This is a genomic window from Roseococcus sp. SYP-B2431 (assembly GCF_004336745.1).
GTDB lineage: Bacteria > Pseudomonadota > Alphaproteobacteria > Acetobacterales > Acetobacteraceae > Roseococcus.
The window spans coordinates 468,179-491,958 of record NZ_SJXD01000022.1; the positions used below are offsets into that span (position 1 = coordinate 468,179).

Here is a 23,780-nt window from a genome sequence, read left to right on the forward strand (position 1 = left end):
GCCGCATGGACAGGTCGGGGCAACCTCGGTCAGTTCGTGAAGACGCGCGCCGCCAGGGCCGCCTGGAACAGCACCTGCATGATGTCCGTCGCGAGCTGGAGGTAGCGCCCGTCCAGCCGCGGCAGGGCGATGACCTCGTCGCCGGGCCGCAGCGGCGCGCTCGGATCGAGCACCACCTCGCCCGAAGCCCGGCGGATCATGATGTTGCTCAGGCTGCCGCGCGCGGTCAGCCCGCCGGCCTCGCTCACGAGCCGCTCCACCGTCATCCCGGGGCGCCAGACGACGGCGCGCGGCGAGCCGATCTCGCCCGCCACCAGGATGGTGTCGCGCCGCTCGGGGATGACGACGGTGTCGCCGTCCAGGAGGCGGACGCCGGAGCACTGGCCGTTGCTGAAGACCACGACGCGGCCCTCGGGCTGGATGCGCCGGGCGCGCTGCAGGTAGGTCGAGACCATGCTGGCCTCGGCGGAGCGGATGGCGGCCACGCCCTGGGTCGGCGAGACGGTGAGGAAGAGGGCGCGCTCGAGCCGGTCGGCCGCCTCGTTCAGCGACCGCGTCTGCTGCGCCGCGACGCTCGGCCGCAGCAGGTAGATGCTGGAGGTGTCCGCGAGGACCGGATCGACCGCGATGTAGTCGAGCAGGTCGCAGAGCTGCACGTCCCGGTCGACGACCAGCACGGAGGGGCCGATGCGGCTGCCTTCCACCGACACCTGAACCGTCTGCGCGGGCCGGTCCGTGATGAAGGTCACGACGTCCTGGTCGCCGAGCGTGATGCCCGGCAGCTCGGCCAGGGTCGCGTAGCGCGAATAGGGCCGCCCGCCCCGGCTGCCCTGGATGACCGCGTTCGTGGCGCTCGGCAGCGGGCGCGCATATTCGATGATCTCCCGCCCGCTCATCACGCGGTTGGGCACTTCGAAGAGGAAGTTGTTGCGCACGGCGCCGCTGGCGCCCACGAGCGCGCGCTGCCGGCCGACGACCAGCGTGTCGCCCTCCTGCATGCGGATGGCCGGGAGGCGGCCGTCCAGCAGGAAGTTGTAGAGGTCGACATTCACCACCTGGCGGCCGCCGCGGAGGAGCCAGATCTCCCGGTAGCTGCCGCGCGAGGGATCCACGCCGCCCGCGCGCACCAGGAAGTCGAGCGCGCTGTCCGAAGCGCTCCCGGCGAAGCGGCCCGGCGTGCGCACGAATCCCGTCACGAAGACGCCGATCCGCTGGGTGGACAGCAGCACCGAATAGACCTGGACCTGCTGGTTGTAGACGCGGCCCACCTCGGCCTGCACGCGGGATTGCAGGTCGCCCGACCGGGTGCCGGCCAGGGCGATCGGGCCGAGATTGGGGATGAAGAAGTTGCCCGAGGGATCGACGACGCCGGTGGCCTCGGAATCCATCGCGCCCCAGACGCGGACGGAGAGCCGGTCGCCCGGCGCGATGATGTAGTTCGGGTTGACCGCTTCCGAGGTCGTGTCCGCGGCCCGCGTGAAGAGCGCCGCGCCGAAGACGGCCGTGGGCCTGCCGGCCGTGCGGATGCCGGCCTCGCCGAGGGGCGTCACGACGGTGGCGCCCGCCTCCGCCTCGGTGGTCGAGCCGAGGCGGTTCGTGCCGGGATCGCCCGGGGTCGATGCCGTCGCGCCGCCGCCCGAGGAGGCGGGAGGGACCGCCGGCGCCGTATTGCCGCCCAGCCCCATGGAGCGCAGGCCCAGGACGTTCTGCGCCTGCGCGCCCCTGGCGCCGATCAGGCCGGAGGCTGCCAGGACAGGGGCTGCCAGGACAAAGGCCGTCAGGGCGGCCCGAAGAAGCGTGTCAGCGCGCATGTTCCCTCATACCGGCCAGCATCAGCCAAGCCAGAGCATACAGCAGGCTCAGCGACAGGAATACGTAGAGCGTCGCCCAATAGGGCAGCGGGAAGAGGGACCGCTCGGCCAGGTTGGGCTCGACCACCCGCAGCAGGAAGATCTGCTGCCGCTGGGCGTCGCCGGCCGCGCGATCGGAGCTCACCCGCGCGGCGGAGAGCTGCTGCGTCGCCAGCTCCACCTCGGACTGCAGGCGCGTATAGGTCGCGAGCTGCTCGGTGATGCCCGTGCCGGCGGCCGCGAGCCGCCGCCGCTCCTCCACGGCCTGGGAGTCGAGCGCGGCGATCCGGTTGCGGAGGTTCTGGACCTGCGGGCTGTTGGACCGCGAGAAGGCCAGCAGAGTCTGCAGCTCGCTGCGCGCCCGGGCCGCATCCGCCTCGAGCTGGCCGATGGTGCTCACGGCGATGTTGCTCGATTGCCCCGGATCGAGGGACTGCGAGGTCTGCCGGAACAGGGTCACCGCCGTCTGCGCGTTCACCAGCCGCTCCTCGGCGCGCTGGAGCTCGTTGCGCGAGGCGCGCAACGCCTCCTCGCGGATGTTGAAGTTCATCTCGTTCACCAGCTCCTCGCCCAGCGACAGCAGCCGGCGCGAGATCTCCTGGCTGTCCGTCGGCCTGAAGCTCCAGACGCGAAGGTTGGTGATCATCGTGGAGGCATCGATGTCGGCCGTGACCTGCCAGCGGAAGTACATCCGGAGGCGTTCCGCGGTGGGCTGCGCCCACCAGAGCCGGAAGACGGGATCGGCGAAGGAGGGGCGGAAGACCTCCAGCAGGTCGATCTGCTCGCGCACGCGTCGGATGGAATCGTAGGAGAGCAGGAAATCCCTCACCGCGGCGATGTTCTCGGGCGAGGTGATGAAGCCGGCGGAACCGAGGATTTCGCCGCCGACGTTGTTGGAGGCCGCCCTGGGCATCTGCGAGCGGACCGTGAAGCGGGACTCGCTCAGGTATTGCGGGCTCGCGACCAGGAACAGGTAGAGCCCGGCCAGCAGGGTCGGGAACAGCACCCAGCAGGTATAGGGATGCTCCCGCAGCCAGTCGCCGAGCGTGCGGCGGCGGCGCATCCCGTCGCCGATCGAGCCCAGCAGCGGCCGCTCCGGCGAGCGCTCGCGCAGCGCCTTCTCCCGCACATGGGCGAGGGAGGAGGCGGGCGCGGCCGCGGGCGACGCGCCCGGCGCGGCGACGGTCCGGCTAGAGGAGCTTGTATTCGGCGAAAGCCTGGTCCAGATCTTCATGGAATTTCAGCCTTCCATCGCTCAGAATCGCCGCATGCGTGCAGAGCGCGCGCACCGTCTCGACCTGGTGGGACACCAGGATCAGCGCGCTCCGGCCGCGGCGCGAGAGCAGCGACTGCCGGCACCGCTCCGCGAAGCGGGCATCGCCGGCGGCGATCACCTCGTCGATCAGATAGCAGTCGAAGTCCACCGCCATGGAGAGCGCGAAGATGAGGCGCGCCCGCATGCCGGCCGAATAGGTCTTCACGGGCTGGCGGAACTGCTCGCCGATCTCGGAATATTCCTGGACGAAGCTTTCCACCCAGTCGATGCGCCGGTCGTAGAGCCGCGCGATGAAGCGGGCGTTGTCCGCGCCCGAGAGCGCGCTGTGCACCGCGCCGTCGTAGCCCATCGGCCAGGAGATGCTCATCCGCCGCCGGACGCTGCCGGAGGTGGGGTGCTCCACCCCGGCCATGATCCGGATGAGGGTGCTCTTGCCCGACCCGTTCCGCCCGAGGATGCCCACCGCGTCCCCCGGCCAGAAGGTCGCGTCGATCCCCTTCAGCACCTCGCGGGTGATGCCGTTCCGCTTGAAGCTCTTGCGGACGCCGCTCAGCTCCAGCATCGCGGATCATACCTCGAGATGCGGCTTGGCCGCCTTGAGGGCGCAGAGCCCCAGGAAGTTCACACAGAAGATCCAGGTCAGGATGTAGCCGATGTCGTAGTTGTAAGGCACGCCCAAGCCGAATTGCCCCTCGCGCATGAATTCCATGACGTGGACCAGCGGGATCCACAACAGCACTTCCTGATAAGCGCCCGGCATCCACCAGACCATATAGAACATGCCAGAGAATGGTAACATCAGATAGGTGAAGGGATGGACGAGCCGGTCCACCAGCTGCGATCCCATCGCCGTCGTCGAGAGGATGAGCAGGCTCAGGCCATGCGCCAGGCCGAGCATCATCAGGATGCCCGCGGCCATCTGCAGCGGATCCGATGGCCACTCGGTCTCGAAGAGGCCGATCAACACGCAAAAGACGGCCGCGCACACCATCACCGCGGCGGTGTCCAGCAGGCTGCGGGCCAGCATGACGGCCTCGATCGTGACCTTCGAGTGGTAGAAGAGCTGGAAGTTGGCCTCGATCCCGTGCGGCGAGCGGTTCACCAGCGTGCGGAAGAGATAGAAGACGATATAGCCCACGATGAAGAAGGAGAACTTGTTCATGCCCCCGGGCATGGATGAATCGCCCCCGGCCAGGCTCCGCCAGAGGGCCACGCCCAGGCCCAGCATCGCCGGCTCGACGAAGAGCCAGATGTAGCCGAGGTTCTCGCGCCCGAAGCGCGTGTGGATCTCGCGCAGGATGAGGGCGCCGATGACCCGGCAGCGCGCCCGGATGGCATGGAAGAAACCGACCTCATGCGGGATGTACCGCATGGAACTCATCTAGCGGAGGGATCCGCGCAGCAGCGGCCGCGACGCGGCGAAGGTGCCGTCGGGCCTGCGGCAGGCCACCGCCACCCGCTCGTTGCCGCCGTAGCCGAGCGTGATCTCCCGGCACTCCCGCCCGCTCGCGGCGTTGTAGGAGCGGGTGTAGCGCGCCGATTCGCCGTTCACCGTCCCGGTCTGGCCCGGGGCGGCCGAGGCCGCGAAATCGCCGAGCGCATCGGAGCCGCGCGGCAGGGACGCCATCTGCGCCGCCGGATCCGCGATGGGGCCGGAGCCGGCGGAGGCGCCCGGCACGAGGGAGGACATGCTCGGCATCTCCATTCCGCACCCGGCCAGAGCCAGGGGGAGGAGGATCAGAACCATCCGCGTCAGACGCATCAAAGGCGACATCCCTCTTCACTCTCCGGGCAGCGGTCCGAGCGGCGCCCACAGGCTGCCCTTCTATCGTGTCTGCCCCGCCTCAACAAACGATTGTCAAATCCGCCGAATGCCGGCTTTCGTGCCGGGGATCGCAGCCCGACCAGAACCTCACCGGACCGGCCATGAAGCACCGCTCGATCCTCGTCACCGGCGCCTCGCGCGGTCTCGGCGCCGCCCTGGCGCGGCGCTTCGCCGGCCCCGGGGTGCGCCTGCGCCTGGTGGCGCGCGACGCGGCGGCCCTGGCCGCCACGGCCGCCGCCTGCGCCGCCAGGGGCGCCCTCGCCGAGACCGCCGCGCTCGACGTGCGCGATGCCGCGCCCCTGGCCGCGCAGCTCCTCGCCTGGGACGATGCCGCGCCGTTCGACCTTGCCATCGCCAATGCCGGCGTGACCGGCGGCACGCCGTCCGGCGGCGGGCTGGAGGACTGGGCGGGCGCCGACCGCGTGCTGGGGGTGAACCTGCTGGGCGCCGTGAACACCATGGCGCCGCTGCTGCCGCGCTTCGTCGCCCGGCGCGGGGGGCGGCTGGCCTTCATCGCCTCGGTGGCCGGCTTCCGCGGCCTGCCGGACAGCCCGGCCTATTGCGCTTCCAAGGCCGGGCTCTGGGCCTATGGCGAGAGCCTGCGGGCCCGGCTCGCGCCGGAGGGCGTGGGCGTCACGGTCTGCGCCCCCGGCTTCTTCGCGAGCGACATGAGCCGGCGGTTCAGCGGCCGCCATCCCTTCGAGCTGAGCGCGGAGGCGATGGCGGAACGGCTGGTCCAGGCCATCGAGGCCGGTCGCGGGCGGGCCATCGTCCCGCGCCGGATGGGCTGGCCGCTCCGGCTGCTGGAGCTGCTGCCGGCGCGGTGGGCGGATGGCGCGACCCGCCGCTTCCGCTTCACGATCGCGGACTAGGGGCATTATGCAGAACCGCTACGTCGGCGACATCGGAGACTATATGAAGCTAGCGTTGCTCCGCACGCTCCTTCCCGACCGATCGCTGGGTGTGGCGTGGTGGCTGTATCCAGACGAGAATCACAACTCGGACGGCCGACACATCAGCTATCTCGATCAGCCCTTGCTCTGGCGCAGTTTGGACCCGCCTCTGTTCGATCATCTCAAGGCTGTCGTTGCATCCGGGATGCGCCAAGTAGCTGCGCTAGAACACGAAGCGCTACTGCCGGGCGCCAGATTCTTCAGCGAGCCGATGCCTACCGTGGGTTCGCGCGCCCAGCGGAGAGAAGCGCGCTTGGCGTGGTTCGAACGACTGCAGCATACCCTTGAGGATTGCGATCTTCTTTTTCTCGATCCAGACAATGGACTGGAAACGAAGAATTTCGATCTCGGCGCTCCCTTGTCGGGAAAAAGCGTTGCACTTTCTGAACTCCGGTCGTTGCGCCGACCTGGACGAACCCTCATCTCTTATCACCATCAAACCAGAAGGCCCGGCGGGCACGCGGTCGAGCTCGATCATTGGGGAGCGCGACTCCGGGCCGTCGGCTTCGCCGAGGTGGATGCGGTGCGTGCAGGAGCTTATTCCCCCCGCGCATTCTTCTTACTCGATGCCGACGTCGAACTCCGCGATCGTGCCTCCGGTCTGGTCGAGCGTGGGGGCAAGTCCCTTTCCTGGCACCCGAAGCTCAGCCCCCGTTCGAGCGGTAAAGAGCTCGAAGGCGCGATTCTGTTGGAAAAGCGGTCTCTCGACCAAGCGACGAGCACACGCCACACCATTAGTCTGTGTGCCAAGGCGGCGGCAACGCCTGACCTGCCAGAGCGCGGCCGATTCATTAAGGCAGCGCTTCTCTGGTACGAGAAAGCAGCGGCGTTTGCGCGGCGTGTTATGATAAGGAGCAGGGACTGAGTGCGAGCCTAACGGTACGCCCGCGCCGCCTTGGCATAGCCCACGCGCCGCTCGGGCGGCGTCGGCCAGCGGCCTGCCACGCGCTCCAGCAGCATCTGCGCGTCCGGGGCCATCCCGGCCTCGATCGCGCAGTCGAGGAAGAGCTGCTCCAGCACGTCCTGCTGGGCATGGCTGCCGCCGAGCTCGTAGAGCCCCCCGATGGCGGGGCGCATGGCCCGCACCGCCTCGGCAGGCTGGCCGCGGGCCCGGAGCAGCAGCGCCTCGCAGCAGGGCAGCGCCGCGTCGCGCACGATTCGGGCGTTCTCGCCGGCATTGGCGCGGCCGTAGTCGCGCATCGCCTCCAGCATGCGCTCGGCGGCGTCGAAGCGGCCGTCGGCGGTCAGCGCCATCATCCAGTGCGGCAGGGTGAAGGCGGAGAGGCAGTCGCCGATCCGCGCCTCGGCCTTCTCCGCCAGCTCCCGCCAGCGCTCGCCCACCTTCACGCCCTGGCGCTCCAGCCGGAACAGCATGGAGGCGGCGTTCTGGCAGTCGATGTAGAGGTCCGGCTGCATCTGCGTGATCGGGCTGTCCAGGTCGCGGAAGCCGGTGTCGTAGAGGCGCAGCACCTCGTCGAACTCGCCGCGCTCCATGTGGAACATGGCCTGGTGCCAGGAGAGGTGGTGCAGCAGGTTGTTGCCGCCGTCGAAATTCTGCGAGAGCCCGGTGATCCAGCCGATCCCCTCGGCGCGGCGGCCCTGCATCTCCAGCACATGCGCCACGGCATGCGCGGCCCAGAGATCGGCCGGGTCGCGGCGGATGGCCTCGCGGCCGGCGGCCTCGGCGACGACGAGGCTGCCGCATTCCTCATGCGCGAAGGCCCGGCAGGCGAGCAGCGAGCCGTAGCCCGGCACCTCGCCGTCCCAATGCGGCAGGGCGCGTTCGACCGAGGCCATCATCTCCGGCGCCTTGCCCATCCAGAAGGCGGCGAAGTGGTGCAGGCGGAAGGCGAGGATGTCGCGCGGATGCTCGGCGAGCAGATGCTCCCAGATGGCGATGGCGCGGTCCTGCCCGCCCTCGGCCCAGGCGCCGAGCGCGGCCATGTGCATCTGCTCGCGCGGATTCCCTCCGAAGCCTCGGGCCACGTCCAGCGCGGCCCTCGCGGCGGGCACATGGGCCGACTTGTAGGCCAGCATGGCGAAGGCCGCCTTCATGGCGTGCAGCATCGGCGCCTCGCCGTCGAGCTTCAGCGCGGCCTTGAGGCGCAGCGGCGTGTCGGCGCGGTACTTCAGGAAGCCCTCGATCGTGTGGTCGAAGGCGCGCGCGGCCTCCTCGGAGGCGAAGCTCGCGCGGTTGCCCTGGGCGTCATGGGCCATGGTCAGACTCCGAATTCGGCGAGGATGGCGGCGGTGTCCTGCCCGAGCGCGGGCGCCGGTGGCTCCCAGGCGCCGAGGCCCGGGATCGCGGGGAAGGGCAGCGGCCCGAGGCCCGGCTGGTCCAGCAGGGGCGCGGCGCGGATCGCCTGGACATGGGGCTCGGCCAGGTATTCGAGCGGGGTGTTCACCCGGTCGCAGAGCAGCCGCGCGGCCTGCATCAGCCCGAGCCATTCCGACGAGGTCTTGGTGAGGAACACCTCGCGCAGAATGGCGACCAGCGCCGGCTTGTTGGCGAAACGCGTGGGGAAATCGCTGAAGCGCGGGTCCTGCGGCAGGTCGGGCCGGCCGATCACGTCGCAGAGCGTCACCCATTCCTGCTCGCGCACCAGGGCGAACATGACCGAGACGCCGTCCTTCGCCGGATAGGCTCCGGCCGGGGTGTTCACCTCGTCCGGCATGCGGCCGAGCAGGCCGGATTCCGCGATGGGCAGCACCAGCATCGAGGCCGCGCCCTGCATCAGGGAGATGTCGAGGTGCCGCCGCCTGGGCGGCGCGCCGGAAGCGCGGTCGCGCGCCTGCTCGGCCAAGGCGGCCTGGCAGGCGGCGAAGGCGGAAAGGCCGGTGAAGACGTCCACGATCTGCGTGCCCACGCGATGCGGCAGCCCATCCATGCCCGGATTGATCGCGACTACGCCGCAATAGGCCTGCGCCACGCTGTCGGTGCAGGGACGCTCGCTGTGTGGGCCCTGCTGGCCGAAGCCGGAGACGGAGATGCAGACCGCGTCGGCCTTGGCGCTCTCGGGGCCCAGGCCGATGCGGCGCGCCACCCCGGGCCGGAACGCCTCGATCAGCACGTCGGCCTTGGCCGCCAGCCTCGCCGACTTCGCGCGATCGCCCTCGTCCGCCAGGTCCAGCACGATGGCGCGCTTGCCGCGGTTGAAGGCGGTGTGCATGACGCTGTGGCTCTCGGCCCGCGTGCTCAGCCCGCGCGACCAGTCGCCCTTGGGCGGCTCCAGCTTCACGACATCGGCGCCGCATTGCGCCAGCAGCATCCCGCAATAAGGGCCCGCGATGCCCTGCGCGGCGTCGAGAACGAACAGTCCCTCGTAGGGCTTCAGCATCGCTTCCTCCTGGTCGCCGGCATCATCGCGGAAAATCACGGCCGGGCGAAGGCCACCTGCTTTTCGTGGGCGCCGCATCCATGGACGGCTGCATCCTCGTCGGCAGCTGGCGCCGGCATGGGCGCCTTGATCGCCAATTCCGGCGAGACCTATGTGCGCTGCACGCGAAGCTCTCCGAGGCACGGATCCGGCACCCGCCGAAGCTGCTCTTCGACAGGGTCCGGCCGGGCCCCGGCCAGACCGAGACCCTCCCCGGCTGAGCCCAGATGGCCGGACCCGGCGGTTGCGCTATCATCGGCGCAACCACGAAGGAACGTCCATGACCGCCACCCGCCGCGCCCTGCTGGGCGCCGCCCTCGCCGCGCCCGCCATTGCCGCACCCGTCCGGGCGCAGGACTGGCCGGGACGCCCCGTGCGCGTGATCGTCCCCTATCCGCCGGGCGGGCCGACCGACATCGTGGGCCGCGTGACGGCGGCGGGCCTCCAGGCCGAGCTCGGCTCGCCCTTCGTGGTCGAGAACCGGGCGGGCGCCGGCGGCTCCATCGGCGCGGGCGAGGCCTCCCGGGCCGCGCCCGACGGCGCGACCGTCCTGGTGAACGCCTCGGCGCATGTCATCACGCCGCATCTCATGCGCGGCCTGCCCTTCGACGCGCTGGCCGATTTCACGCCCGTCACCGAGATCGTGAAGGTGCCGCTCATCCTCGTCGTCAACGATGCCGTGCCGGTGCGCAGCGTGCAGGACCTGATCGACCTGGCGAAGGCGCAGCCGGGGCGCATCTCCTACGCCTCCTCCTCCATCGGCGGCGCGCCGCACCTGGCGGGGGAGCTGTTCAAGCTCATGACGCGGACCGACCTGACCCACATTCCCTATCGCGGCTCGGGCCCGGCCCTGCAGGATCTGCTGGGCGGCACGGTGCAGGTCATGTTCGACAGCCTGGCCTCCTCGGCCGAGCATGTCCGCTCCGGCCGGCTGCGCGCCATCGCGGTGACGACGACGCAGCGGCTGCCGGGCCATCCGGATCTGCCGACCATCGCCGAGGCCGGCGTGCCGGGCTACGAGATGACCACCTGGTACGCCATGTGGGGGCCGAAGAACCTGCCGCCGGCCATCGCCGCGCGCATGCAGCAGGCGGTGGCGCGGGTCTGCCGACGCGAGGATGCGCGGGCCCGCTTCGCCTCGATGGGCGCCGATCCGATCGCCAGCACGCCGGCCGACTTTTCCCGGTTTTCGGCGAGCGAGTACGAGCGCTTCGGCCGGCTCGTCCGCGACGCCGAGATCAAGGGGGAATGATGCGCGCTCTGGTCTGCGAGTCCTGGCGGGGCTTCGACGAACTCGAGATCAAGGACATCCCACCGCCGCCGATGCGGCCCGGCGCGGTGCGCATCAAGGTCGAGGCCGTAGGCGTCTCCTTCGCCGTGCAGCTCGTCGTGGCCGGGAAGTACCAGCGCAAGCCGCCCCTGCCCTTCGTGCCCGGTACCGAGGTCGCGGGCACGGTGCTGGACGGGCCGCTGCCCAAGGGAACGCGCGTCTTCGCCGTGCTGGACTGGGGTGGCTTCGCGGAGGAGGCCGTGGCCGATGCGATCCATGTCACGCCCATTCCGGACGGGCTGCCGCTGGCGCCGGCGGTGGCCTTCCCGATCAGCTATCCGACCGCGGGCTCGGCGCTCCTGTGGCGCGGCCATGTCAAGGCGGGTGACTGGGTGCTGGTGCATGGCGCGGCGGGGGGCGTGGGCCTCGCGGGCGTCGAGATCGTGAAGGCGCTGGGCGGGCGCGTCATCGCCCGCGCGGGCGCCGCCAAGCATGCGATGCTGCATGCACGCGGCGCGGATGCGGTGCTCGACAGCGCCGCGCCCTTCCGCGAGCAGGTGCGCGAGATCACGGGCGGCGCGGGCGTGTCTTGCGTGCTCGACACGCTGGGCGGCGACATCTTTGACGATTCGCTGCGCTGCCTGGGCGACGGCGGCACGCTGGTGACGGTGGGCTATGCCGCCGGCGGCATCCCGACCGTGCCGGCGAATATCCTGCTGCTGAAGAACATCGCCGTCGCGGGGCTGAACTGGGGCACCTATGTCGGCTGGTCGCCGGGAGATAACCGCGAGGTCCATGCGCCCCGCGCCCGCGCTCTTTGGGACCAGCTCATGAGCTGGTGGGCCGCCGGCAAGCTGCGGCCCGAGGTGCATGCGAGCTATCCGCTGACGCAGTTCCGCGAAGCCATGGCCGAGGTGCGCGAGCGGCGCTCGGCCGGACGCGTCGTGCTGGTGCCCTGAGCGGGATCAGGCCAGCGGCTGCGTGCGGAACAGCGTCACGCGCAGCCCGCCATGCGGGACCGGCGGCTCGGTCGGCAGGAAGGGCAGCCGGGTCGCGCGCGCCAGGGACGGATCGCTGGCGATCAGGCCGACGCGCCAGCCGGTGAAGTGGCTCGTCAGCCTCTGGCCGAGGGCGTTGTACAGGGCGGCCAGCTTCTGCTTGTCCCCGATCCGCGAGCCATAGGGCGGATTGACGATCACCAGGCCCGGGGGCCCTTCCGGCGGGACGATCTCGCTGATCGTGGCCTGCCGGAACTCCGTGCAATCCGTCACGCCCGCGCGCTCCGCATTCGCGCGACACATCTCGATCGCCCCGGCATCGCGGTCGCTGCCATGGAACCGTGCCGCGGGGACGCGCCGGCTCTTCACCTCGCGCATGGTCTGCCAGGCCTCGGGATCGAAATTCGCGAGCTGCTCGAAGGCGAAATGGCGGAACCGGCCGGGATTGAGCCGGCTTGCGATCTCGGCCGCCTCGATGACGAACGTGCCGGACCCGCACATCGGGTCGAGCACGGGCTCCGTGCCGTCGAAGCCGCATTGCTGCAGGAAGAGCGCGGCCATGGTCTCGCGCATCGGCGCCCGGTTCACCGCCTCCTTGTAGCCGCGCTTGTGCAGCGGCTCGCCCGAGGTATCGAGGCTGATGGTGCAGACATCGTGGTCGATCCGGACCATGACCGTGACCTCGGCCTCCTCCACATGCGGCGCGCCGACGGTCTTCTTGATGGCGGTCACGATGCGCTCGGCCGCCGCGCCCGAATGATAGATGCGCGAGGCGGAGCAGCTGGCCTCGACCCGGAAGGGCACGTCCGGGCGCAGCACCTCCGCCCAGGGCACGTGGCGCGCGCGGGCATCGAGCTCCCGCAGATGCTGGACGCGGAAGCTGTCGATGCGCGCCAGCACCCGCCCGGCGCCCCGGATCCAGAGATTCGCCCGCCAGACCTCCGGCCAGCCGCCCCGGATGGTGACGCCGCCGGGCACCGCCTTGGCCAGCTTGAAGCCCTTGCCCCGCACCTCGGCGAAGAGGGCGGGCTCAAGGCCCGGAAGGGCGGCGAGGAAGATCTCGAAACTGGCGGTGGGGCGAAGCATCGCCCGTGCCTATCACCCCCGGAGAGGGCCGGCCATCGCCGCCCTATTTCTTCAGGAAGCTGGCGAAGATGGCTTGCGCCTCGGGGGTGCGGAGCTGCGCGGCGAAGGAGACGCGTTCCGCCGCCATGGCCTCCGCCACCATCGCCGCATGCGGCGCCTTGATGAGCCGCTTGGTCTCGGCCACGGCGCCGGGCGGCAGGGCGGCGAGGGTCCTGGCCATCTCCATCGCCACGGGCTCGACCTCGTCGTCGGGCACGGCGCGCGAGGCCAGGCCGGCGGCGGCGGCCTCGGCACCCGAGATGGGCGAGCCGGAGAGGAACCACCAATTCGCCCGCGCCGGGCCGACGCGCGCCGGCAGCAGCACCGAGGAGCCGGCCTCCGGCACCAGGGCGAGCTTGGTGAAGGGCATCTGCAGCCGCGCGGTCTCGCTGGCCACCACCACGTCGCAATGGAGCAGCATGGTCGTGCCGATGCCGACCGCATAGCCGCGCACCGCCGCCACCACCGGCTTGGGGAAGCCGACGATGTTCTCCAGGAAGTTGAAGGCGGCGCCGGGCTCCGTCGCCGGCCGGTCGCCCACCGCGGCGAAATCCTTGATGTCGTTGCCGGCGGTGAAATCCGTGCCGCCGGCGAGCATCACCACGCGCACGCTGTCGTCGACCGCGGCCAGGCTCAGCGCCTCGCCCATGGCATTGTACATGGCCCGCGTCAGCGCGTTCTTCTTGTCCGCCCGGTTGAGGCGGATGGTGAGCACGGCGTCGTGGCGTTCGGTCAGCACGTGTTCGGACATGGCTTTCTCCCCCGTTCCCCCCAAGTAGATCAGAAGTTTTCCGCGTGGCGTAGGGCTGCCTCGGCGATGGCCTCGGTGTCGTCGAGGGGCAGGGAGGGCGGCGCGCCCTCCAGCACCTTCCCATCCGAGGCGACGGCGCGGATCAGCGGATCCCCGGGATAGAGGTAAGGCTTGCCGTTGGCGGCGCGGAAGATCTCGATCTTCGGCACCGGCTCGCGCTTGAAGCCCTCGACCAGCACGAGATCCACCGGGTTCAGCCGCGCCAGCAGCTCCGCCAGCCCCGGCTCCGGCGCGCCGCGATGCTCGGTCATCAGCGCCCATCGATGGGCGGAGGCGACCAGCACCTGCGCGGCGCCCGCCTGGCGGTGCTCGTAACTGTCCTTGCCGGGCTGATCGACGTCGAAATGATGATGCGCGTGCTTCACCGTGGAGACCGAGACGCCGCGCGCGATCAGCGCGGGGATGAGGCGCATGACGAGCGTCGTCTTGCCTGCGCCGCTCCATCCCGCCAGTCCGATCACTTTCATGGGGCGAGCCTAGCGCCGGTCCAGCCGCCAGGACACCATCCAGATCGCGAGGCCGCCGAGAGCCAGGCCCGCGCCCACCCAGCCCGTCGAGGTCCAGCCATAGCCGGCCGAGATCGCCAGCCCGCCCAGCCAGGGCCCCAGCGCATTGGCAGTGTTGAAGGCCGAATGGTTCAGCGCCGCCGCCAGGGTCTGCGCGTCGCCGGCCACGTCCATCAGGCGCGTCTGCAGGATGGCGCCCAGACCGCCGCCCATGCCGATCAGCAGCAGCACCGGCAGCAGGGTCCAGAGGTTCTGCGCCGCCCAGCCGTAGAGCGCGAGCATCACGGCCGCGAAGAGGAGCGTGAGGGCCGCCGCCGGCATCTGCGCGCGATCGGCCGCCCAGGCGCAGGCCAGGTTCCCCAGCGTCAGCCCGATCCCCAGCACGGCCAGCGCCGGCGGCACCATGGCCGGCGAGACGCCCGTGACCTCGACCAAGGTCGTGGCGAGGTAGGTATAGACCGCGAAGAGGCCGCCGAAGCCGATCGCGCCCGTGCCCAGCGCCAGCCAGACCTGGGGGCGGCGCAGCGCGCCGAGCTCGCGCAGGGGGCTTGCATTCCGGTCGCCCGGTTCATGCGGCACGAAGGCGAGGAGCAGCGCCGCCGTCGCCGTCGCGAGGAGCGCCACCAGCCCGAAGCCCCAGCGCCACCCCAGGAGCTGGCCGATACCATTGGCCAGCGGCACGCCCACGACCGTCGCGAGGGTCAGCCCCAGCATCATGCGGGATACGGCCTGAGCGCGCCGCTCGCGCGGAACCAGCGAGGCGGCGACCAGCGCGCCCACGCCGAAGAAGGCGCCATGCGGCAGGCCGCTCAGGACGCGGAAGGCCAGCATCCAGCCATAATCCGGCGCCAGGGCGGAGAGGCCGTTGCCCAGGGCAAAGACCGCCATCAGGCCCACCAGCAGGGAGCGCCGCGGCAGCCGCGCGCCCAGCACCGCGATCAGCGGCGCGCCCACGACGACCCCCAGCGCATAGGCGCTGATGACATGGCCGGCCATCGGCTCGTCCACGCCGAGCGCCGGGGCGAATTGCGGCAGCAGGCTCATCGTCGCGAATTCGGTCGTGCCGATGGAGAAGCCGCCCATGGCAAGCGCCAGCAGGATGAGGCCCGGGCCGGCAATGGAACGCCCGACAGGCAGGGCGCTGGAAAGGGTGGCGGGCTGGTTCAAGGCGTTACGGACCTCGGCGGCGGCCGCAAGAGCGGCCGTCGATCAGACGGTTTCATGTCCTGGAGGTCGCATCCCCGGGCAGCTCTCGGCCCCCGGCGTTTCCCGTGGGCCATCTTCCTCCCTCCGGGGATCAGGTTCAACCGTGGAGCGGACCGCCTCGCGCCCTGGGCAGCCTGGGCCCGGCCGATTCCTGTGTATTTTCGAAGTGCGATCCCGAATAATGGCCGCCAATTCGGGCGGAGATCTCCAGTGATGCTCATGCGCCTATGGGCTGCGCCGGCCGGCGTGTTCGGCGCCGCCCTCCTCTTCGGGACCGCCACGGCCCAGAACCTGGACCCCCGTGTCGCGGGGCCGCTGATGCAGATGATCCAGGGGGCCGGCCTGCAGTGCCAGGCGGGCAATCCCCAGGCCTGCGGCGCCGTGCAGCAGTTCCAGAACATGGGCAGCCAGTTGATGCAGGCGCAGAATGCCTGCCAGCAGGGCCACATGCAGGCCTGCCAGGTGTTCAACGCCGGCGCGCAACAGGTGCTGGCGCTTTATCAGCAGCAGATGCCCCAGGCGCCGATGGCCCCCGCCCAAGGATATTCGACCAATCAGATGACCCAGGATCACAACCAGCGCATGCAGCAGCAGCGCATGCAGGCCCAGCAGTTCCAGAACCAGCAGGCGCAGCAGCGCGCGATCAACGACGCGGCCCATCAGCGCTTCATGGAACAGCTGCGGCGTTAGACGGCGATCCGTTCCGGCGGCATCGCCGAGCGGCGCCTCCCCAACCCGCCTGCCTCTTGCGGGCGAACGCGGGGCAGGATCAGGCGTCGCAATGCTCCATGAGCACCTGCATGTCCCGCTCGGCATGCAGGGCGACGTAGCGGCCAATCGCCCGGGGCTCGGGTAGGGTTTGCAGCCCCGTATCGGCATAGATGCGCAGATAGGCCGGCCCCACATCCACGAAGGCCGCACGCGCCCCGTTCCGCTCGCAAAGGTCGCGGAAGCGCCAGATGGCCGAGACGGCGTCGCGCATGTCGCCCGCCGGATCGCCATGGCCGATCCAGATGTCGCCGGCCTTGGTGAAGGGGAAGCCGGCGAGGCCGCCCTCGCCCCAAAGCACGCCATCGGCCGTCGCGGGAAGGGTGGCGCCCAGCGAGGTCAGCGAGGCGCGTTGCGTGTCGTCATACGGGAGCGGGCGGATGCGCGCCGGCCGCAGCAGACGGAACAGCCCCGCCAGCAGCAGCAGCGCCGTGACCCCGACGGCGAAGCGCAGCTGGATCGGGGCGCCCGGCGAAAGCACCACCTCCCACCAGTAGTCGTCCTGCAGGCGGCTCGCATTGGCGAAGAGGGCGAGGGCCATGCCGCTGATCGCGACGGCGGCGAACGGCAGCAGCATCTCCTGCGAGAGCGGCTCCGCCCGCAGGCGGCTGTTGCGGTAGAAGGACGGGCGCATGGTGGCCAGTACGGCGGTGACCAGCAGGAAGATGCCCCAGGTCCACCAGGCTTCGTTGCGCAGCCAGGTGATGAACGCGCCCGCGCCGAGCAGCACCAGCGCGGCGCCCCAGGCGATGTTGAGCCGCCGCGCCAGCCCGAAGGCCATCACCATCAGCAGCGAGCCCACCAGGGAGGCGGCGAATTGCGAGGCGATCGCGGCCTCGTAGCCGGCCCATTCCTTCAGCTCGTCCACCGGCAGGGAGCCCAGGAAGATCAGCAGCGCGCCGCCCAGCGCCACCAGGCCGGACAGCACCGGCACCTCCAGCGGCATGGCGCCGGAGCCGAGCGCGCTGAAGCGCGCCAGCGTCCCGCGCCGCTGGCTGATCTCGAAGCCCGCGAAGAGCAGGCCCGAGATGAAGAGCGGCACGATGTAGTAGTAGAGCCGGAAGACCAGCAGCGCCCCCACCACCTCGGCCGCGCCCATATAGGGTGCCAGGCCGATGACGATCGCCGCGTCGAAGACGCCGAGGCCGCCCGGCACGCTCGCCACGATTCCCGCCGCATAGGAGGCGAGGTAGATGCCGACGAAGCGGACGAAGGTCAGCCCCTCCACCGGCGGCAGCAGCACGTAGAAGATCGCCGCCGTCACCGCCACGTCCACCGTCGCGAGCAGGCTCTGCGCGATGGCCATGGACGTGCCCGGCAGCTCCACTACATGGCCGAAAAGGGTGACGGTGCGGCGGAAGCGGCTCAGCAGGATGTAGGAGAGCACCACGCCGAAGAGCGGGATCGCCAGCGACTGCAGCGCCCAGTGCGGCAGATGCGTGCCGAGCCAGGGCAGCACCTCCGGCTCCAGGATCAGCACCCAGCCGCCCAGCGCCATGCCGCCCAGGCCGAAGGTCAGCGAGGTGAAGCCGATCACCTTGCCGATCTCCAGCGTCGAATAGCCCCAGGCCGAATAGAGCCGGTAGCGCACCGCTGCGCCCGAGACCGCCGCGAAGCCGAGATTGTGGGCGAGCGCGTAGCCGCAGAAGGAGGCGACCAGCGCCCGCCCCCAGCTGGAGGGCCGCCCGGCGTAGCGCGCGCCCAGCCAGTCATAGGCCGCCAGCACCAGATAGGCCGCGACCGTCAGCCCCGCGCCCTGCCAGAGCGCGGCAACCGGGATCTCGCCCATCGCCCGCGTCACGTCGGCGAGGGAGAGATTGCGGAACTCGCGCTGCACGACCCAGATGGCCGCCACGAGAAGCATCAGCCCGAAGACGGTGGCGCCGTGGCGTTTCAGCAGCGGCAGCAGCGCTTTCACGCCGTGGCGCTTTCCCGTGCCAGGGCGTTCTCGATCAGCGCGCAGGCCTCGACGACGCCCATGACGGCGATGGTGCCGCCGAAGCGCGGCCCCTCCGACTTGCCGAGCAGCACCTCGTAGAGCGCGCTGAACCAGGCGCGTCCCACGCCGGGGCGGCCGCCATCCTTGGCGGGGGTCTGGAAGGCGGGGAACTCGCGGCCGGCATCGTAGACGGCCTCCTGCATCGCGGCCTCGCGCGGCGGGCCGGCGGGGAGCGCCTCGAATTCCGGCGCGCGGTCGCGCAGGATCTCGACGAGCCGGCGCATGGCCGCGGCCTCCTCCGCCGTCGCCTCGCGGAACCTCCGCTCCGGCGCGATGAAGTCCCGCCAGAAGGCGCAGGCGTTGCGGACCATGCGGTCGAGCACCGGCTCGGCCTCCGGCGCCAGCCCCGGATGGTACCTCCGCAGATAGGCCCAGAGCCGGTCGGGATCGTCGGTGTTGGCGATGCCGGCGAGGTTCAGCAGCGTCGCGTAGGAAACCGGCGGCGGGGCGAAGTTCGGCGCCTGGCCGCGATGGATGTGCCAGGCGGGGTTCGCCGGGTCGGGGTTGTCGCGCAGCTTCCCGAGGCCCGCCAGCCAGTCGTCCACGGCGCGCGGGATCACCTCCTTGTGCAGCCGCTTCGCGCTCCCCGGCGAGGCGAACATGAACCAGGCGAGGCTCTCGGGCGGGCCGTATTCCAGCCATTGCTCGATGGTGAGCCCGTTGCCCTTGCTCTTGCTGATCTTCTGGCCCTGGGCGTCGTTGAACAGCTCGTAGGTGAAGGAGACCGGCGGCTCGCTGCCCAGCACCTTGCAGATCTTCGAGGAGAGCTTGACGCTGTCGATCAGGTCCTTCCCCGACATCTCGTAATCGACACCCAGCGCGTGCCAGCGCAGCGCCCAGTCGGCCTTCCACTGCGCCTTGCAGGCGCCGCCGGTGACGGGAGTCTCGAAAACCTCGCCGCTGTCCGGGTCGCGCCAGACGATGGTGCCGGCCTCCGGGCGGGTCTCCTCCACCGGCACCTGCATCACGATGCCGGTCTTCGGGTGGATGGGCAGGAAGGGCGAATAGGTGGCCCGGCGGTCGGGGCCGAGCGTGGGCAGGATCACCTGCCGGACCTCCTCGTGCAGCGAGAGCATGCGCAGCAGCGCCGCGTCGAAGCGGCCGGAGGCGTAGTAGTCGGTGCTGGAGGCGAACTCGTAGGCGAAGCCGAATTCGTCGAGGAAGCTGCGCAGCCGCGCGTTGTTGTGCTGGCCGAAGCTGGGGTGGGTGCCGAAGGGATCGGGGATGCGCGTCAGCGGCTTGCCGAGATTCGCGGCCAGCAGCTCCTTGTTCGGCACATTGTCCGGCACCTTGCGCAGCCCGTCCATGTCGTCGCTGAAGGCCAGCAGGCGGGACGGCAGCCCGGTCAGCTCGGTGAAGGCCTTCCGCACCCAGCTGGTCCGCGCGACCTCGCCGAAGGTGCCGATATGCGGCAGGCCCGAGGGGCCGTAGCCCGTCTCGAAGAGCGCCTCTTTTTTCCCGGTCGCGGTCATGCGGTCGGCGAGCTTGGCGGCTTCCTCGAAGGGCCAGGCGCGGACGGTGCGGAGCGATGGATCGGCGGACATGGGCCTCGGGATGGCAGGGGGCGGACCCGTGGTCAATGCGCCACTGCCCATTGCGGCGGCAAGCCTGCCATCTCAAAGCGCAGGGGATGCCCGGTCGCGGCGCGGGGAGGGCCGATTGCACCTTCCTTCGCGGGCCGGCTTCGGGCCCCAATCGGGCTGGAGGGACCAGCCCATGTCCGATTTCGACCTCGCCACCTACGCGCCGCAGGTCGCCGCCGCCCTCGGGCTGCCGCTGCAAGAGGCGCATCTGCCCGGCGTGCTGATGAACCTGGCGCTGGCCAGGCGCATGGCCGCTCTCGTGGAGAGCGTCCCGCTCACGCCGCAGGACGAGCCGGCGCCGGTCTTCGTCGCGGGGCCGGCGAAGTGAGCGTCGCCGCCCTCGCCGCCGCGATCCGCTCGGGGAAGCGCAAAGCCATCGAGGTCACCGAGGAGCGGCTGGCCGACATCGCCGCGCGCGACCCGCTCCACAACTGCTTCACCGAGGTCACCGCCGCCCGCGCCCGGGCCGAGGCCGCGGCGGTGGACGCCCGGGTCGCGGCCGGCATCGACCCGGGCCCGCTGGCGGGGGTGCCGGTGGCGGTGAAGAACCTCTTCGACCTGGAGGGGACCGCCACCCTCGCGGGCTCCAAGATCGAGCGCGACAGCCCGCCCGCCGCCCGCGACGGCTTCCTGGTCCGGAAGCTGACGGAGGCCGGCGCCGTCATGCTCGGCGCGCTGAACATGGACGAATACGCCTATGGCTTCTCCACCGAGAACGCGCATGACGGCCCCACCCGCAACCCGCACGACACCACCCGCATCGCCGGCGGCTCCTCGGGCGGAAGCGCGGCGGCGGTGGCGGCGGGGCTGGTGCCGATCGCGCTGGGCAGCGACACCAACGGCTCCATCCGCGTGCCGGCCTCGCTCTGCGGCATCTGGGGGGTGAAGCCGACCTATGGCCGGCTCTCGCGGCACGGCAGCTTTCCCTTCGTCGGCGCCTTCGACCATCTCGGGCCCTTCGCGCGGGAGCTGTCCGACCTCGCTTTGGCCTACAACATCCTCCAGGGCGAGGATGCCGAGGATCCGGCCCAGGCCTTCCCCGGAATCCAGCCAGCAAGGCTCGACGCGGAGATCGGCGGGCTGCGGATCGCCGTCGCGGACGGGCATTTCGCCAGGGGCGGCCATCCCGAGGCCTTCGCGGCCGTCGCCGTCGTCGCACGCGCGCTCGGCGCCACCCGCACCGTCACCATTCCCCATGCGGCGGAGGGCCGGGCCGCCGCCTTCCTCATCACCATGGCGGAGGGCGCCAATCTGCACATGGCGAACCTGTGCGCCCGCCCGCAGGACTTCGACTTCGCCACGCGCGACCGCTTCCTGGCCGGCGCCCTGCTGCCAGCCCATTGGGTGCAGCAGGCGCAGCGGCTGCGCGCCCGCTACCGCGCCGAGGTGCTGAAGCTCTTCGCCGAGGTGGACGTGATCCTCGCCCCGGCCACCCCCTTCGTGGCGCCGAAGATCGGCCAGGCGCTGATCGAGGTCGATGGCGAGGACATCCCGGTTCGCCCCAATCTCGGCATCTACACCCAGCCCATCTCCTGCATCGGCCTGCCGGTGGTCGCGGCGCCCCTCGCCGATCCGGTGGCGCTGGGCACGCCGGGCGGCCTGCCCATCGGCGTGCAGCTCATCGGCGCGCCCTGGGCGGAGGCGACCCTCTTCCGCGTGGCCGCCGCGCTGGAGAAGATGGGGGTCTGCGCCGCGCCTCCCGTGAGGAAGAACTGATGCACGAGATCAACATCCCCGAGGTCCATGCGGAGGTCACAGCGGCCTTCAACCGCTACGAACAGGCGCTGGTGAGCAACGACGTGGCCGTGCTGGACGAGCTCTTCTGGAAGAACGAGCACACGCTGCGCTTCGGCGCGACCGAGAACCTGTTCTCCTACGCCGAGATCGCCGAATTCCGCGCCAGCCGCCCCTCGCAGGGGCTGGCGCGACGGCTGCTCCGCACCGTGATCACCACCTATGGGCGAGACTTCGGCACGGCCAATACCACTTTCGTCCGCGAGGGCTCCGACCGGGTCGGCCGGCAGAGCCACACCTGGCTGCGCAGGCCGGAGGGCTGGCGGATCGTCGCCGCCCATGTGTCGCTGCTGCCGCCGGGCCTTGGCTAGCCCGACGGAGGGCGCCCGATCCGGCCGCGAAATTTTGTAACCGCCGCTCCTGCGCCACGTTTGCCGATCTATATGCCCTCCGCTCAATTCGGCTGACGAGGACCGCCATGAAGAAAGCAATTCTCCTGGGATTTGCGGGCCTTGGCCTGGCGGCCTGCACCGTTGCGCCGCCATCCGGGCCGACCATCATGGCCCTGCCGCCCCAGGGCAAGGACTACGCGCAGTTCCAGCGCGAGGACGCGACCTGCCAGCAGAATGCCGCCGCCAGCATCGGCTACGCCAACCCCTCGGCCGCGGCGACGAATGCGGCGGTGGGCAGCGCGGCCGTGGGCACGGCGGTGGGCGCGGCCGCGGGCGCGCTGATCGGTGCGGCGGCGGGCAATCCGGGCGCGGGGGCCGCCATCGGCGCGGGCGCCGGCCTCGTCACCGGCGGGGCGGTCGGGGCCAATGCCGCGGCCGGCACGGGCTACGAGATGCAGGGCCGCTTCGACACGGTCTATGCCCAGTGCATGACGGCCTATGGCAACACGATCCAGGCCGCGCCGGCGACGCCGCCCTCGGTGCCCTACTACGCGGCGCCCTATTACCCCTACGCCTACCCGTACAGCCCCTACCCCTATTATTATGGCCCCCGCGTCGGCTTCTACGGCGGATACGGCTATTGGGGCTATCGCGGCGGATACTGGGGACGGCCTTACTATCGGCGCTGGTAGGTCAGCCCTTCACCAGGCGGACGGCGAAGAACCCGTCCATCCCGCCCCGGTCGGACCAGAGGTCGGGCCGGGTGCGCAGCGTGCCCCGCGGGGTCGCGCCGATCTCCGGGACCTCCTCGTCGCGGATGGGGTCGATCCGCAGCCCTTCCGGCAGCTGCGCCAGATGCGCCTCCCCCTCCTCGGCCTGCAGCGAGCAGGTCGCGAAGACCAGCCGGCCGCCCGGCCCCAGCAGCCTCGCCGCCGCTTCCAGCAATTGCCGCTGCTGACCGGCGAGCTTCGCGACGTCTTTGGACTGCTTGAGATAGGGCAGGTCCGGATGCCGGCGGATGGTCCCGGTGGCGGTGCAGGGCGCGTCCAGCAGGATCGCGTCGAAGGCGCCGTCCGGCCGCCATTTCAGCACATCGGCATTCACCAGCTCCGGCGCGAGCTTCAGGCGCACCATGTTCTCGCGCAGCCGGCCCATGCGGCCTGAATCGCGCTCCACCGCCACGACCTCGGCGCCCAGCGCCGCCAGCTGCGCCGTCTTGCCGCCTGGCGCGGCGCAGAGATCGGCCACGCGCTCGCCCGGCCGGACGTTCAGGAGCTTCGCCGGCAGGGCCGCCGCCGCGTCCTGCGCCCAGAAATCCCCCTCGGCGAAGCCCGGCAGCTCGGTGATCCGCGTCCCGGCCGGCAGCCGCGCCGTGCCGTTGGGGAGCATCACCGCCCCCTCGGGGGCCGCCGCGCCCGGCTTCAGCGAGAGATCCAGCGGCGCCTCGAGCCGGTGCGCCGCGGCGATTGCCCGCACCGCGGCGCCATGCGCCGCATGCCAGCTCGTCCAGAGCCAGGCCGGCGTGTCGAGCCGGGCGTCCAGCTCCTCCAGCGCCGCGGCACCGGCCTCGGCCACCCGCCGCAGCACCGCGTTCACCAGCCCGGCCAGGGGCTTGGGGGCCAGCGAGACGGCCGCGGACACGGCCGCATGCGGGGGCGTGCCGAGCAGCAGCAGCTCCGCCGCCCCGATCCGCAGCGCGCGCTGGGCCGGCTTGGGCGGCGCGCGGCGCAGCCAGGGCTCCATCACCGCGTCGAGGCTGCCCATCCGGCGCAGCACGGCCGCCGCGATGCGATGGCCCGCCGCCTTGTCCCGCCCCTCGATATTCGAGGGGATGGCGTCCAGCGCCTCCTCCATCGCGCGGTGCTGCTCCAGCACGGATTCCAGCAGCAGGGAGGCGACGCGACGGCCAGGGGACATGCCAATGGAGATGCTCATCCGGCGGTTTATGGCCGCGCGCCCTGCCACATGCTAGACGCGCCGCCATGCATATGCCGCCCTCATACGCCGGGTGCCCGCGCTGCGGGCTTGGCTCCGCCGCGCGGCTGATGCGCCGGCGGCGCTGTCTGTCGGGCGGCGCCGGCCGCTTTGCGGCCGGGTTCTCCGCGCG

General features: G+C 71.0%; 23 protein-coding genes. 9 read left to right on the forward strand and 14 right to left on the reverse strand.

Annotated features, from left to right (window positions below; translation table 11 throughout):
* Window positions 1–29: 29 nt before the first annotated feature.
* Genes EJV46_RS10240 through EJV46_RS10260 form a run of 5 tightly spaced genes read right to left on the reverse strand, consistent with a single transcriptional unit; the run spans window position 30 to window position 4,816 of the window.
* The gene (locus EJV46_RS10240) at window positions 30–1,811 is read right to left on the reverse strand and encodes a polysaccharide biosynthesis/export family protein (protein ID WP_240782499.1); all 1,782 of its coding nucleotides are present in this window, start codon (window positions 1,809–1,811) and stop codon (window positions 30–32) included.
* Window positions 1,801–3,084, reverse strand: a complete 1,284-nt coding sequence (locus EJV46_RS10245) for a capsule biosynthesis protein (RefSeq protein WP_131548523.1) — start codon at window positions 3,082–3,084, stop codon at window positions 1,801–1,803. The genes EJV46_RS10240 and EJV46_RS10245 overlap by 11 nt, the downstream gene beginning before the upstream one ends.
* Window positions 3,041–3,688, reverse strand: coding sequence for an ABC transporter ATP-binding protein (locus tag EJV46_RS10250; RefSeq protein ID WP_131548524.1), 648 nt, complete (start codon window positions 3,686–3,688; stop codon window positions 3,041–3,043). Before EJV46_RS10250 ends, EJV46_RS10245 begins: the two co-directional genes overlap by 44 nt.
* Window positions 3,689–3,694: 6 nt before the next feature.
* Window positions 3,695–4,507, reverse strand: coding sequence for an ABC transporter permease (locus EJV46_RS10255; RefSeq protein ID WP_131548525.1), 813 nt, complete (start codon window positions 4,505–4,507; stop codon window positions 3,695–3,697).
* Entirely contained in the window at window positions 4,508–4,816 is a 309-nt protein-coding gene (locus tag EJV46_RS10260) for a DVU3141 family protein (RefSeq protein WP_240782500.1), read from the reverse strand.
* 236 nt (window positions 4,817–5,052) lie between these two features.
* Between EJV46_RS10260 and EJV46_RS10265 the strand changes: the two genes are divergently transcribed.
* Together EJV46_RS10265 and EJV46_RS10270 are read left to right on the forward strand one after the other, a co-directional pair.
* Entirely contained in the window at window positions 5,053–5,823 is a 771-nt protein-coding gene (locus tag EJV46_RS10265) for an SDR family oxidoreductase (protein ID WP_131548527.1), read from the forward strand.
* Window positions 5,824–5,830: 7 nt separating this feature from the next.
* Entirely contained in the window at window positions 5,831–6,769 is a 939-nt protein-coding gene (locus EJV46_RS10270) for a hypothetical protein (protein WP_131548528.1), read from the forward strand.
* Between the two features lie 8 nt (window positions 6,770–6,777).
* Here the strand turns inward: EJV46_RS10270 and EJV46_RS10275 are convergent, their stop codons facing one another.
* Both EJV46_RS10275 and EJV46_RS10280 read right to left on the reverse strand, forming a co-directional pair.
* A complete protein-coding gene (locus EJV46_RS10275) occupies window positions 6,778–8,121 on the reverse strand; it encodes a tetratricopeptide repeat protein (protein WP_131548529.1) in 1,344 nt (447 codons plus the stop codon).
* 2 nt (window positions 8,122–8,123) lie between these two features.
* A complete protein-coding gene (locus EJV46_RS10280) occupies window positions 8,124–9,242 on the reverse strand; it encodes a CaiB/BaiF CoA-transferase family protein (protein ID WP_165585461.1) in 1,119 nt (372 codons plus the stop codon).
* Between the two features lie 319 nt (window positions 9,243–9,561).
* On the opposite strand from EJV46_RS10280, the gene EJV46_RS10285 reads away from it, so the two are divergent.
* Together EJV46_RS10285 and EJV46_RS10290 are read left to right on the forward strand one after the other, a co-directional pair.
* Window positions 9,562–10,533, forward strand: coding sequence for a tripartite tricarboxylate transporter substrate binding protein (locus EJV46_RS10285; protein ID WP_165585462.1), 972 nt, complete (start codon window positions 9,562–9,564; stop codon window positions 10,531–10,533).
* Window positions 10,530–11,510 (forward strand): NADPH:quinone oxidoreductase family protein, encoded by a 981-nt coding sequence (locus EJV46_RS10290; RefSeq protein WP_131548532.1) that lies wholly within the window; start codon window positions 10,530–10,532, stop codon window positions 11,508–11,510. The genes EJV46_RS10285 and EJV46_RS10290 overlap by 4 nt, the downstream gene beginning before the upstream one ends.
* Window positions 11,511–11,516: 6 nt before the next feature.
* Here EJV46_RS10290 and EJV46_RS10295 read toward each other — a convergent pair whose 3' ends face one another.
* Genes EJV46_RS10295 through EJV46_RS10310 form a run of 4 tightly spaced genes read right to left on the reverse strand, consistent with a single transcriptional unit; the run spans window position 11,517 to window position 15,158 of the window.
* Window positions 11,517–12,635: a class I SAM-dependent RNA methyltransferase gene (locus EJV46_RS10295; protein ID WP_131548533.1), complete on the reverse strand. Its 1,119-nt coding sequence runs from the start codon at window positions 12,633–12,635 to the stop codon at window positions 11,517–11,519.
* 43 nt (window positions 12,636–12,678) lie between these two features.
* Window positions 12,679–13,425, reverse strand: coding sequence for an enoyl-CoA hydratase-related protein (locus EJV46_RS10300; RefSeq protein WP_131548534.1), 747 nt, complete (start codon window positions 13,423–13,425; stop codon window positions 12,679–12,681).
* Window positions 13,426–13,454: 29 nt separating this feature from the next.
* Window positions 13,455–13,952 carry a molybdopterin-guanine dinucleotide biosynthesis protein B gene (gene mobB, locus EJV46_RS10305; RefSeq protein WP_131548535.1) on the reverse strand — a complete coding sequence of 166 codons (498 nt, stop codon included), beginning with the start codon at window positions 13,950–13,952 and terminating at the stop codon, window positions 13,455–13,457.
* Window positions 13,953–13,961: 9 nt separating this feature from the next.
* Entirely contained in the window at window positions 13,962–15,158 is a 1,197-nt protein-coding gene (locus EJV46_RS10310) for an MFS transporter (protein WP_240782501.1), read from the reverse strand.
* Between the two features lie 252 nt (window positions 15,159–15,410).
* Here EJV46_RS10310 and EJV46_RS10315 point away from each other — a divergent pair, with 252 nt between their 5' ends.
* The gene (locus tag EJV46_RS10315; protein WP_131548536.1) at window positions 15,411–15,887 is read left to right on the forward strand and encodes a hypothetical protein; all 477 of its coding nucleotides are present in this window, start codon (window positions 15,411–15,413) and stop codon (window positions 15,885–15,887) included.
* A gap of 79 nt (window positions 15,888–15,966) precedes the next feature.
* Here the strand turns inward: EJV46_RS10315 and EJV46_RS10320 are convergent, their stop codons facing one another.
* Window positions 15,967–17,883: a lysylphosphatidylglycerol synthase domain-containing protein gene (locus EJV46_RS10320; protein WP_131548537.1), complete on the reverse strand. Its 1,917-nt coding sequence runs from the start codon at window positions 17,881–17,883 to the stop codon at window positions 15,967–15,969.
* Window positions 17,880–19,508: a lysine--tRNA ligase gene (locus tag EJV46_RS10325; RefSeq protein WP_131548538.1), complete on the reverse strand. Its 1,629-nt coding sequence runs from the start codon at window positions 19,506–19,508 to the stop codon at window positions 17,880–17,882. Before EJV46_RS10325 ends, EJV46_RS10320 begins: the two co-directional genes overlap by 4 nt.
* A gap of 172 nt (window positions 19,509–19,680) precedes the next feature.
* Here EJV46_RS10325 and EJV46_RS22785 point away from each other — a divergent pair, with 172 nt between their 5' ends.
* The 4 genes from EJV46_RS22785 to EJV46_RS10345 all read left to right on the forward strand — a co-directional run bounded on the left by EJV46_RS22785 (window position 19,681) and on the right by EJV46_RS10345 (window position 22,365).
* Window positions 19,681–19,875 (forward strand): DUF4089 domain-containing protein, encoded by a 195-nt coding sequence (locus EJV46_RS22785; RefSeq protein ID WP_165585463.1) that lies wholly within the window; start codon window positions 19,681–19,683, stop codon window positions 19,873–19,875.
* Entirely contained in the window at window positions 19,872–21,263 is a 1,392-nt protein-coding gene (locus tag EJV46_RS10335) for an AtzE family amidohydrolase (protein WP_131548540.1), read from the forward strand. Before EJV46_RS22785 ends, EJV46_RS10335 begins: the two co-directional genes overlap by 4 nt.
* Window positions 21,263–21,652, forward strand: a complete 390-nt coding sequence (gene hpxZ / locus EJV46_RS10340; RefSeq protein ID WP_131548541.1) for an oxalurate catabolism protein HpxZ — start codon at window positions 21,263–21,265, stop codon at window positions 21,650–21,652. Before EJV46_RS10335 ends, hpxZ begins: the two co-directional genes overlap by 1 nt.
* Before the next feature lie 107 nt (window positions 21,653–21,759).
* Window positions 21,760–22,365: a glycine zipper family protein gene (locus EJV46_RS10345; protein ID WP_131548542.1), complete on the forward strand. Its 606-nt coding sequence runs from the start codon at window positions 21,760–21,762 to the stop codon at window positions 22,363–22,365.
* Window position 22,366: 1 nt separating this feature from the next.
* On the opposite strand, the gene EJV46_RS10350 is transcribed toward EJV46_RS10345, so the two are convergent.
* Window positions 22,367–23,608: an RsmB/NOP family class I SAM-dependent RNA methyltransferase gene (locus EJV46_RS10350; RefSeq protein ID WP_131548543.1), complete on the reverse strand. Its 1,242-nt coding sequence runs from the start codon at window positions 23,606–23,608 to the stop codon at window positions 22,367–22,369.
* Between the last annotated feature and the right edge of the window lie 172 nt (window positions 23,609–23,780).

Bases quoted from the DNA above. Each gene is read 5' to 3' on its own strand.
- EJV46_RS10295 (WP_131548533.1), bottom strand. From the start codon at position 12,635: ATGCTTCGCCCCACCGCCAGTTTCGAGATCTTCCTCGCCGCCCTTCCG.
- EJV46_RS10260 (WP_240782500.1), bottom strand. From the start codon at position 4,816: ATGTCCTCCCTCGTGCCGGGCGCCTCCGCCGGCTCCGGCCCCATCGCG.
- EJV46_RS10250 (WP_131548524.1), bottom strand. From the start codon at position 3,688: ATGCTGGAGCTGAGCGGCGTCCGCAAGAGCTTCAAGCGGAACGGCATC.
- EJV46_RS10240 (WP_240782499.1), bottom strand. From the start codon at position 1,811: ATGCGCGCTGACACGCTTCTTCGGGCCGCCCTGACGGCCTTTGTCCTG.
- EJV46_RS10285 (WP_165585462.1), top strand. From the start codon at position 9,562: ATGACCGCCACCCGCCGCGCCCTGCTGGGCGCCGCCCTCGCCGCGCCC.
- EJV46_RS22785 (WP_165585463.1), top strand. From the start codon at position 19,681: ATGTCCGATTTCGACCTCGCCACCTACGCGCCGCAGGTCGCCGCCGCC.
- EJV46_RS10265 (WP_131548527.1), top strand. From the start codon at position 5,053: ATGAAGCACCGCTCGATCCTCGTCACCGGCGCCTCGCGCGGTCTCGGC.
- EJV46_RS10345 (WP_131548542.1), top strand. From the start codon at position 21,760: ATGAAGAAAGCAATTCTCCTGGGATTTGCGGGCCTTGGCCTGGCGGCC.
- EJV46_RS10270 (WP_131548528.1), top strand. From the start codon at position 5,831: ATGCAGAACCGCTACGTCGGCGACATCGGAGACTATATGAAGCTAGCG.
- EJV46_RS10290 (WP_131548532.1), top strand. From the start codon at position 10,530: ATGATGCGCGCTCTGGTCTGCGAGTCCTGGCGGGGCTTCGACGAACTC.
- EJV46_RS10300 (WP_131548534.1), bottom strand. From the start codon at position 13,425: ATGTCCGAACACGTGCTGACCGAACGCCACGACGCCGTGCTCACCATC.
- hpxZ (WP_131548541.1), top strand. From the start codon at position 21,263: ATGCACGAGATCAACATCCCCGAGGTCCATGCGGAGGTCACAGCGGCC.
- EJV46_RS10245 (WP_131548523.1), bottom strand. From the start codon at position 3,084: ATGAAGATCTGGACCAGGCTTTCGCCGAATACAAGCTCCTCTAGCCGG.
- mobB (WP_131548535.1), bottom strand. From the start codon at position 13,952: ATGAAAGTGATCGGACTGGCGGGATGGAGCGGCGCAGGCAAGACGACG.
- EJV46_RS10255 (WP_131548525.1), bottom strand. From the start codon at position 4,507: ATGAGTTCCATGCGGTACATCCCGCATGAGGTCGGTTTCTTCCATGCC.
- EJV46_RS10280 (WP_165585461.1), bottom strand. From the start codon at position 9,242: ATGCTGAAGCCCTACGAGGGACTGTTCGTTCTCGACGCCGCGCAGGGC.
- EJV46_RS10350 (WP_131548543.1), bottom strand. From the start codon at position 23,608: ATGAGCATCTCCATTGGCATGTCCCCTGGCCGTCGCGTCGCCTCCCTG.
- EJV46_RS10315 (WP_131548536.1), top strand. From the start codon at position 15,411: ATGCTCATGCGCCTATGGGCTGCGCCGGCCGGCGTGTTCGGCGCCGCC.
- EJV46_RS10275 (WP_131548529.1), bottom strand. From the start codon at position 8,121: ATGGCCCATGACGCCCAGGGCAACCGCGCGAGCTTCGCCTCCGAGGAG.
- EJV46_RS10325 (WP_131548538.1), bottom strand. From the start codon at position 19,508: ATGTCCGCCGATCCATCGCTCCGCACCGTCCGCGCCTGGCCCTTCGAG.